The 9,425-nt window shown below is 48.7% G+C and carries 10 protein-coding genes and 1 rRNA gene (1 of these 11 running past the window's edge); all 11 read right to left on the bottom strand.

Translation table 11 applies throughout. The annotated features are described in order from the left end of the window. Positions 1-402: ribosomal RNA gene (locus AC4E8B_RS00485) — 16S ribosomal RNA — on the bottom strand; it reaches 1,148 nt to the left of the window's first position. A gap of 446 nt (positions 403-848) precedes the next feature. Continuing rightward, positions 849-2,348: a lysine--tRNA ligase gene (gene lysS / locus AC4E8B_RS00480; protein ID WP_490219423.1), complete on the bottom strand. Its 1,500-nt coding sequence runs from the start codon at positions 2,346-2,348 to the stop codon at positions 849-851. Between the two features lie 191 nt (positions 2,349-2,539). Next, positions 2,540-3,532, bottom strand: coding sequence for a tRNA dihydrouridine synthase DusB (dusB, locus tag AC4E8B_RS00475; RefSeq protein ID WP_490216388.1), 993 nt, complete (start codon positions 3,530-3,532; stop codon positions 2,540-2,542). Positions 3,533-3,562: 30 nt separating this feature from the next. Continuing rightward, positions 3,563-3,778 (bottom strand): helix-turn-helix domain-containing protein, encoded by a 216-nt coding sequence (locus AC4E8B_RS00470; protein ID WP_490216387.1) that lies wholly within the window; start codon positions 3,776-3,778, stop codon positions 3,563-3,565. Then, positions 3,730-4,257 carry a 2-amino-4-hydroxy-6-hydroxymethyldihydropteridine diphosphokinase gene (gene folK / locus AC4E8B_RS00465; protein WP_490216386.1) on the bottom strand — a complete coding sequence of 176 codons (528 nt, stop codon included), beginning with the start codon at positions 4,255-4,257 and terminating at the stop codon, positions 3,730-3,732. Before folK ends, AC4E8B_RS00470 begins: the two co-directional genes overlap by 49 nt. 2 nt (positions 4,258-4,259) lie before the next feature. Next, complete coding sequence (gene folB / locus AC4E8B_RS00460) at positions 4,260-4,619, bottom strand: dihydroneopterin aldolase (RefSeq protein ID WP_490216385.1); 360 nt, start codon at positions 4,617-4,619, stop codon at positions 4,260-4,262. Next, a complete protein-coding gene (folP, locus tag AC4E8B_RS00455) occupies positions 4,612-5,448 on the bottom strand; it encodes a dihydropteroate synthase (RefSeq protein WP_490216384.1) in 837 nt (278 codons plus the stop codon). Before folP ends, folB begins: the two co-directional genes overlap by 8 nt. Beyond that, a complete protein-coding gene (pabC, locus tag AC4E8B_RS00450; protein ID WP_490216383.1) occupies positions 5,445-6,320 on the bottom strand; it encodes an aminodeoxychorismate lyase in 876 nt (291 codons plus the stop codon). Before pabC ends, folP begins: the two co-directional genes overlap by 4 nt. A gap of 2 nt (positions 6,321-6,322) precedes the next feature. Continuing rightward, positions 6,323-6,913: an aminodeoxychorismate/anthranilate synthase component II gene (gene pabA / locus AC4E8B_RS00445; protein ID WP_490216382.1), complete on the bottom strand. Its 591-nt coding sequence runs from the start codon at positions 6,911-6,913 to the stop codon at positions 6,323-6,325. Further along, positions 6,910-8,325: an aminodeoxychorismate synthase, component I gene (pabB, locus tag AC4E8B_RS00440; RefSeq protein ID WP_490216381.1), complete on the bottom strand. Its 1,416-nt coding sequence runs from the start codon at positions 8,323-8,325 to the stop codon at positions 6,910-6,912. Before pabB ends, pabA begins: the two co-directional genes overlap by 4 nt. Before the next feature lie 126 nt (positions 8,326-8,451). Beyond that, entirely contained in the window at positions 8,452-9,375 is a 924-nt protein-coding gene (gene cysK, locus AC4E8B_RS00435; RefSeq protein WP_490216379.1) for a cysteine synthase A, read from the bottom strand. Between the last annotated feature and the right edge of the window lie 50 nt (positions 9,376-9,425).

Below are 9,425 nucleotides of genomic sequence, written 5' to 3'. Positions count from 1 at the left end.
TGCTCCGTCAGACTTTCGTCCATTGCGGAAGATTCCCTACTGCTGCCTCCCGTAGGAGTCTGGGCCGTGTCTCAGTCCCAGTGTGGCCGATCACCCTCTCAGGTCGGCTACGCATCGTTGCCTTGGTGAGCCGTTACCTCACCAACTAGCTAATGCGCCGCGGGCCCATCTGTAAGTGATAGCCGAAACCATCTTTCAGCATATCCCCATGAGGGGAAATGCATTATCCGGTATTAGCTCCGGTTTCCCGAAGTTATCCCAGTCTTACAGGCAGGTTGCCCACGTGTTACTCACCCGTCCGCCGCTGACTTCAGGGAGCAAGCTCCCATCCGTCCGCTCGACTTGCATGTATTAGGCACGCCGCCAGCGTTCGTCCTGAGCCAGGATCAAACTCTCCATATAAGAGTAAGATTTAGCTCTGATAAAAAAATTAAGATTAACGTTGACGTTTTTGTTCGTTCAGTTTTCAAAGGACGATCTTTTTTGTTTGCCGCTCATTAGGCGACTTAACTATCTTATCATAACCAAGTTATTGAGTCAATAGTTTTTTATTTATTTTTTGCTGTCTAGCTTGCTGTCTTGCAGCAACAGATATTAATATACCACCTATATGAAAGGTGCGCAATATAATTTCATTAAAAAAATACATGGTCGTTAAAGAAAAACTATTCTTATTTTTCCACTATTTCTTAGTGCGGACTTTCGCAGGCCAAGCGCTAATCTCTCTCTTAATAGCCCGCTCCTCCACACTTCGATAAACCATCTCCTTCTATAATAAAAAAGCTGGAGGCAGGCCCGTTTGTTATCGGGTCTGCCTCCAGCTGGAAAAAAGAATTCTGCTATATTTTTTAACGGTGGCGCATAAGCGGGAACAGCAGCACATCCCTGATGGAAGGAGAATTGGTCAACAGCATGACAAGGCGGTCAATTCCGATTCCCAGTCCTCCTGTCGGCGGCATGCCGTACTCAAGGGCTTCAATGAAGTCATCATCCATCATATGGGCTTCATCATTTCCTTGCTCACGCTCTTTCAGCTGTGCTTCAAATCGTTCGCGCTGATCGATTGGATCATTCAGCTCTGTGAAGGCATTAGCATGCTCACGGGCAACAATGAACAATTCAAAACGGTCAGTGAACCTCGGATCCTCTTCATTCTTTTTCGCAAGAGGGGAGATTTCAACAGGATGTCCGAAGATGAATGTCGGCTGGATCAGCTTTTCTTCTACTTTCTGTTCAAAGAATTCGTTGACGATATGGCCATATTCCATTGATTCTTTGATTTCTACATTATGTTCCTTCGCAAGGGCCTGTGCCTCTTCCTTGCTCATCTGCTGCCAGAAGTCTACACCGGTATGCTCTTTGATTGCATCTACCATATGAAGCCTTGTCCATTCCGGCTTTAAGTCCACTTCATATTCACCATACTGTACAGTCGTAGTGCCAAGGACTTCCTCAGCTATATGGGCAACCAGGTTTTCGGTCAGGCTCATGATATCGCGGTAATCTGCATAAGCTTCATAAAGCTCAATCATTGTGAACTCTGGGTTATGCCTTGTAGATACCCCTTCATTACGGAATACGCGGCCGATTTCATACACTTTCTCCAGTCCGCCCACTATCAGGCGCTTTAAGTGCAGCTCGATTGCGATGCGCATATACAGTTCCATATCAAGAGCATTGTGGTGGGTGATGAATGGGCGCGCAGATGCTCCTCCGGCGATGCTGTGCATCATTGGCGTTTCCACTTCAAGATATCCCTGGCTGTCCAGGTAGCGGCGCATTGATTGGATGATGCGGCTTCTTGTGATGAACGTCTTCTTGCTTTCCTGGCTCATGATCAGATCCAGGTAGCGCTGGCGGTATCTTTGCTCAACATCTTTTAAGCCATGGAACTTCTCAGGAAGCGGGCGCAGTGACTTAGTCAGAAGCTCGAACGCCTCCACCTTGATGGAAAGCTCGCCAACCTTTGTCTTGAACAGTGTGCCTGTTACGCCGACAAGGTCGCCAAGATCGGCACTATTGAAGATTTCATAGCTTTCTTCTCCTACAGCATCCTGCCTTACATAAATCTGGATCTGGCCTTTAAGGTCCTGGATATGCGCGAAGCCTGCCTTCCCTTTTCCGCGCTTCGTCATGATCCGGCCGGCAAGAGTGACAGAAATATTCTGTTCTTCGATTGCTTCTTTCTCCTGCTCTCCATACTCTTCAATCAAGTCCTCGGACTGGTGGGAGCGATCGAATCTCTTTCCGAATGGATCCATTCCTTTTTCCCGCAGGCTGTTCATTTTCTCTCTGCGGACTCTCATCAAGTCATTTAACTCTTCATGGCTTTCGCTCATAGAAATCATCTCCAATACTGATCTTTTTATGTAAACCCTCATACAGGAACATCAGGTTTGTTTGTATACTTCTATTATTTTACACAATTGACGTGAAACAGACATCATAAATGCAGAAATAGCGAAAAACTGCCAGCAAACCACTGGCAGTTTCTAATTATAACAAAAGTGTTTCAGATAGAGAAGAAAATGATAGCATCTTACCCGGCCTGGATTTCCTTGGCTTCCGCATCTAGCGCAAGCGCATTAAGGAGCGTTACAAGCTCTTCCCTTGTATTGCATTCATTGACGGCATTGCGGGCCTTGCCGTTCCCCCGGATGCCCTTTAAATACCAGGCGGCATGCTTTCTCATTTCCCGCACTGCGATATACTCGCTCTTCAGCGCGATCAAACGATCGAGGTGAAGGATGCATACATCCATTTTTTCACGAACAGATGGTTCATCCATCAGTTCCCCTGTCTCCAGGTATTTCACGGTACGGTAGATCATCCACGGGTTTCCGAGCGCAGCGCGCCCGATCATAACGCCGTCCACCCCGGTTTCGTCCAGCATCCTTTTGGCATCCTGCGGGGTCTGGACATCGCCGTTGCCGATCAGCGGAATGGATATATTCTGCTTCACTTCTTTAATGATATCCCAGTTGGCTTTGCCTTCGTACATTTGTACACGGGTGCGGCCATGCAGGGCAACAGCTCCTCCTCCGGCACTTTCGACAGCCTGGGCATTGCGCACTGCATATATATGGTCTTCATCCCAGCCCATCCGCATCTTGACGGTTACAGGCTTTGAAACAGCCGCTGTTACAGCCGAAACCATTTCATATATCTTATCAGGGTCCAGCAGCCATTTGGCACCGGCATCGCATTTAGTGATCTTCGGAACCGGGCAGCCCATATTGATATCAATGATGTCTGCGTTGGTGTTTTCATCTACAAACTTGGCCGCTTCAACCAAGGTATCCTTTTCCCCGCCGAAAATCTGCAGGCTCAAAGGTTTTTCCCGCTCATCTATATACAGCATATTCATCGTCTTTTCGTTTTTCATGACGATTCCTTTATCACTGATCATTTCGGCACAGACGAGGCCTGCCCCGAATTCTTTAACCGTCAGGCGGAATGCTGAGTTGCAGACTCCGGCCATCGGGGCGAGGACAACAGGATTCTTCATCTCAATGTCGCCAATCTTAAGCATATCTGTACCTCCTGTTTCTTCCACTCTCTATTATTCAATCTCCTGCGGCGGAGTTAATTCTTCAATGCTGATCTTTAATACATGCGCCACCTGGACGATGAAATCATCAGAGGGCATACGGTTGCCCCTTTCAATTTCGCCAAGTACAGAGACTGAAACACCCAGCTCCTTCGCAAAGCTTTCCTGTGTAAAACCTTTTAATTTCCGAAAAGCCCGAATACGTCTTCCCCATTTTTCTGCTTCCATATTCGCACTCCTTCTCTATCAGTCAGTTCCTCCAGCAATGCTTCAAGAGGCGTGTCCAATCCCGGAACATCTGTTCTTTCACCGATTTCAGCAAGAGGCACGATAACAAATGCCCGTTCTTTCATCCGGGGATGAGGAATGATAAGGTCCTCTGTTATCATATTTTCGTAATTATACAGCAGAATGTCAAGGTCTATGGTGCGCGGACCCCATCGTATTTCCCTTTTCCTCCCAATATTCTGCTCAATGGACATGCATGTTTCCAGCAGCTCATGCGGAGATCTGTCTGTATCTACAGCAATGACCATATTAAGGAACTCCCCCTGATCTTCGTAGCCGACCGGGTCTGTTTCATATATAGAAGAATAACTTACCAGGCTGATTCCCTGACTCTCTGAAAGCATTTGGATGGCTTCCTTGAGGTTGGCAGCTCTGTCTCCCATATTGGAGCCCAATGCGATAAATGACCTATTTTCCACGGTTATCGTCCCCTTGTGATTTCAACTGCGACAGAATCATAATGGCCAGGGATCGGGGGATCCGGCTTGATGACTTTGACGGTTACTGTGCTGATTGCAGCAAACTGCCCCAGCATTTCAGCAGATATTTTTTCAGCCAGCGCTTCTACGAGTTTGAATGGCTTTCCCTCAACCACCTCTTTGCAGACATGATAGATCTCACCATAATTGATAGAATCCTCAAGATTATCGCTTTTACCCGCTTTCTTTAAATCCGCCTCTACAATTAAATCCACGGCAAAACGCTGCCCCAGCTTGGTTTCTTCAGGAAAAACTCCATGATAGCCATAGAATTTCATATTATTCAGGTATATTTTATCCATGCTGCTCCCCCTTTCCCATTAAGGCATCCATCATTTTTGCCATGCGGCTCATTTCCTTCACATCATGGATCCGGATGATCTGGCAGCCTTTTTGAATGCCGTAGCAGACAGTTGCCCCTGTTCCTTCCATCCGTTCCCCGACAGGAAGGTCAAGGATGGTGCCAATCATGGATTTTCTTGATGTGCCCAGCAGCACTGGATAACCTAAACTGGTAATCAGGTCAAGATTCCTCATCATTTCAAGATTATAAGGCAGGTTTTTCGCAAACCCGATTCCCGGGTCGAGAATGATGTTTTCGTCTTTGACGCCGGCATTCCTGGCAATATGGATGCTTTCGTACAGATCATTGAGCACATCACGGACAAATACGGTATAATCCCTGTTTTTCCGGTTGTGCATCAGGATGATCGGGAACTCGAGCCTCGCTGCTGTTTCTGCCATCTCAGGGTCCTTCTTCGCTCCCCAGACATCATTGATGATATGGGCACCCGCATTGATGGCTTCCTCTGCGACTGCTGCTTTATATGTATCGATCGAGATCGGGAGCGGCACTTCCTTTGCCACAGCCCTGATCACGGGGATCACCCGCTCAAGCTCTTCTTCTGCAGAAACCTCATCAAAGCCCGGCCTTGTCGACTCCCCGCCAATATCAATGATATCAGCACCGTTTGCAGCCATATCCAGGGCGTGCTTCACCGCCTTATCGGTGTCAAAGTATTTTCCGCCGTCAGAAAAAGAGTCTGGGGTGGCATTCAGGATCCCCATGATTAAAGTCTTTTGGCCATAGTCCAATTCGTATGGCCCGCAATGGATGATTTGTCTGTTCATCTTTGTCCCTCCATTAGAAGTCCTTCTCGTCCCCATAGATGACTGCTGTATTTCCTATAGTCTTTATGCAGCATTCCGGCAAGCCGTCCGACCCCACCAGGAAATTGAACACCGGCAATGCCTGCCGCAGGTGAAATCTCCTGAATCGAGTTGGTAACAAACACTTCGTCCGCTGCCATCATCTCCTCTGGCTGATAAAAGCCCTCCTGCACCTGCAGGCCTTTTTTTTCAGCAAGCAGCATCACAAATTGCCTTGTGATGCCATTCAGGATACCCGTTTCCAATGATGGGGTATATAAGACATCTCCTTTCGCCCAGAAAAGATTGGACACAACCCCTTCAGCCAGGAAACCTTCTTTCGTCAGGAAGATCCCTTCCTGTCCAGGCACATGTCCAAGCTCTCTTTTCGCAAGGATGTTATTCATATAATGGTGGGATTTCAGCCGTTCATCCCCCTCTGGCGTATTGCGCCTCATTTTGAGGAGCACCAGCTCTTTTTCCGCCATCTCCCCCGCTGGCGGCAGCGGCCTTGCAAAGAGGATTGTCTGGGGTTTGCTGTAAACATCAGGGGGGAGGCCAAGCTCTTCGATGCCTGCAGATACATTCAGCCTCACATTGGCATTACGATATCCATTCCGCTCAAGCACCATGCTGATTTTCCCGGCCATGTCCTCTCTTGAAAAAGCTGCCTCGATATTGAGCGCGCGAAGCCCCCGGTTCATCCGTTCAAGATGATCGTCGAGCAGGAAAGGATGGCCATCATACACCCTGAATGTTTCGAATAGCCCCATTCCGTAAAGAAAACCGTGGTCAAAAGGCGAAATCACCGCTTCTTCAGCTGAAACAAGCTTGCCGTTTATCAAAACATACATGCTTAGGCCTCCACCATATTGGCATTCTTATAATGGGAAATGAAGTTGCTTAATAATACTTTTCCCGATTGAGTCATGATGGATTCGGGATGAAATTGGACGCCTTCTGCCTTCATGGTTTTATGGCGGATCGCCATGATCTCGCCTTCCTCTGTCCACGCCGAAATTTCAAAGCAGTCAGGCAATGTCTCTTTTTTAACAATCAGAGAGTGGTATCTGGTCGCAGGGAAAGGATTCGGCAAACCGGCAAAAATGGTTTTGCCATCATGGTAGATTTCCGAGGTCTTCCCATGCATCAGCCTTTCTGCCTGTACGACATCTCCGCCGAATGACTGGGCAAGAGACTGATGCCCGAGGCAGACGCCGAAAATAGGGATCTTTCCTGCAAAATGGGAGATCGCCTCCAGGCTGATTCCTGCTTCATTCGGGCTGCAGGGACCAGGGGAGATCATCAGAAAGGAAGGCCGGGCTGCTGCGATGTCCTCAAGGGCGGTCCCATCATTTCTTTTTACAACCAGCTCTTCCCCCAGCTCACCCAAATATTGAACCAGATTATAGGTAAATGAATCAAAGTTATCAATCATATAAATCATATCAGCAGCTCCCCGCCATTCTCGGCCAGCTCCTTTGCCTTCCAGAGGGCCATCGCTTTTTTAAGTGATTCTTTATATTCATGCTTCGGGCTGGAGTCGATGACAATACCGGCTCCCGCCTGTACATGGGCCTTCCCGTCTTTTACAAGCATCGTGCGGATGACGATGTTCAGCTCCAAATCTCCATTAAAGCCGATCCATCCGATTGAACCTGTGTACAAGCCCCTTCTCACAGGCTCCAGTTCTTCAATAATCTCCATCGTTCTGATTTTCGGCGCCCCGGTAATCGTCCCGCCGGGAAACACAGCATCAATGACATCATAGGGAGATCTGCCTTGCGCAAGGGTCCCCCTGACATTTGAGACGATATGCATCACATGGGAGTATTTTTCAATCACCATGAATTCATTCACTTCCACTGAGCCGTATTCAGCAACACGGCCAAGATCATTCCGCTCCAGATCTACAAGCATGACGTGCTCTGCCCGCTCCTTCTCGTTCTGGATCAGTTCCTCGGCAAGCCTTAGGTCCTCTGCTTCATCGGCCCCTCTTGATCTTGTGCCCGCTATCGGCCGCGTGCTGATCTCCCGCCCTTTCTTCTTGACCAGCAGCTCAGGCGAACCGCTGACAATCTGGTAATCAGGTGTATGGATATAAGCCATATAAGGCGACGGATTGAGCTGGCGGAGCTGATCATACACATCAATCGCTTCGACGCCGATCGGCCTTGTCTGCCTTACCGACAGGTTGACCTGGAATACATCCCCCTTGGAAATGTAATCCTGGATCCTGCTTACCGCTTCCTTAAATTCTTCTTCTTCCATAGATACCTCAAGAGCTTCACTGATCTGAGCCTTTTCCGGGACTCGGGGGGCAGGAACAGGGCTTATCCAGCGGGACATCCACTCTTCCGCCCTTTTTTCCGTGTCTCCGGGGTTCTTAGAGGATTCATATAAAAATAAAAGCCAGAGCTCCTCCTTTTCATGGTCAAAAATAAACCATTCCTTGAACAGGAAAAAATGAATATCCGGAAGCTTGAGGTCATCCTCTGACCAGACAGGGAGCTTTTCAACATATCTGGCATAGTCGTAGCTGATATATCCGATGGCTCCTCCCTGGAAGTCCGGCAGCCCTTCCAGCCGGCCGGCTTCATATCTGCCCATATATTCCTGCAGGCAATGAAGCGGATTGCCTTCTAGCAGCTCCGTTCCTTCGCGGGAAACTGCCTCAAGCTGCATGCCCCTGCCCGTCAGGATCACCTCCGGGTCAAAAGCTGCCATGCTGTATCTGCCGCCCCGCCCGCTCTCCAAGAGAGCATGATTTTCTTTTCCTGCAGATAAATGCCGGTAATGCTGATAAAACTCTGTATATGTATAAGCAGTTCTCCTGCTGTAGATTGACAGCTTCTCCATCCTGAACACTCCCATCCGAATCACTACTTTTCATCATACATGATTTGAAGCCGGCGGGACAGGTACTCCGCTCTCTGCAAAGGCATAAAAAACAGCAGCCCGGACGGCTGCTGTTCATTGTTTCTTCTATTCTTCGAACTGGTACAGCGGCGTGCTCAAATAGCGCTCCCCGTTGCTTGGGATGACGGCAAGGACTTTCTTGCCCTTCCCAAGCTCCTTCGCTACTTTAAGGGCAGCATAGATGGCTGCGCCTGACGAGATTCCGCCCAGGATTCCCTCTTCCTTTGCTGCACGGCGGGCATATTCAAACGCATCATCGTTTGTTACCTTGATTACCTCATCATACACTTTTGTATCAAGGATATCCGGTACAAACCCGGCACCGATGCCCTGGATTTTGTGGGGGCCCGGCTTTCCGCCGGAAAGGACCGGTGAATCTGCCGGCTCTACTGCGTAAATTTTGACAGAGCCAAACTTCTCCTTAAGCACTTCTCCTGCCCCGGTGATCGTTCCGCCTGTGCCGATCCCTGAGATAAAAGCATCCACCTGATCCATCTGTTCAGCGATTTCCTTCCCGGTTGTCCTTCTGTGGACCTCTGGGTTGGCTTCGTTCTTAAATTGCTGAGGCATGAAATAGCCATGCTCCTTCGCCAGCTCTTCAGCCCTGCGGATCGCTCCCCCCATCCCCTCAGGCCCTGGAGTGAGAACAAGCTCGGCTCCATAGGCGCGAAGAAGGTTGCGGCGCTCCATACTCATTGTTTCCGGCATAACGAGGATGGCCTTATAGCCTTTAGCTGCTGCAATCATCGCCAGCCCAATCCCTGTGTTCCCTGAAGTCGGCTCGATAATCGTATCGTCGGCTTTCAGATTTCCATCCTTTTCTGCAGCTTCAATCATGGCAAGGGCAATCCGGTCCTTGACGCTGCTGCCCGGATTCATATATTCCAGCTTCAAGTAAACATCAGCACTGTTTTCATCTGTCATACGGTTCAATTTGACGATCGGAGTCTGCCCGACCAATTCTGTAATCGAGTTTGCTACGCGCACCATTTGCATCCGCTCCCTAATCCGAGTATTTTTATTGGTTTTATAAAAACTTA

It is taken from the genome of Bacillus sp. SRL543, assembly GCF_984799205.1.
Note: the sequence above shows the minus strand (reverse complement) of the source record. Positions and strands in the feature narration are given on the sequence as shown.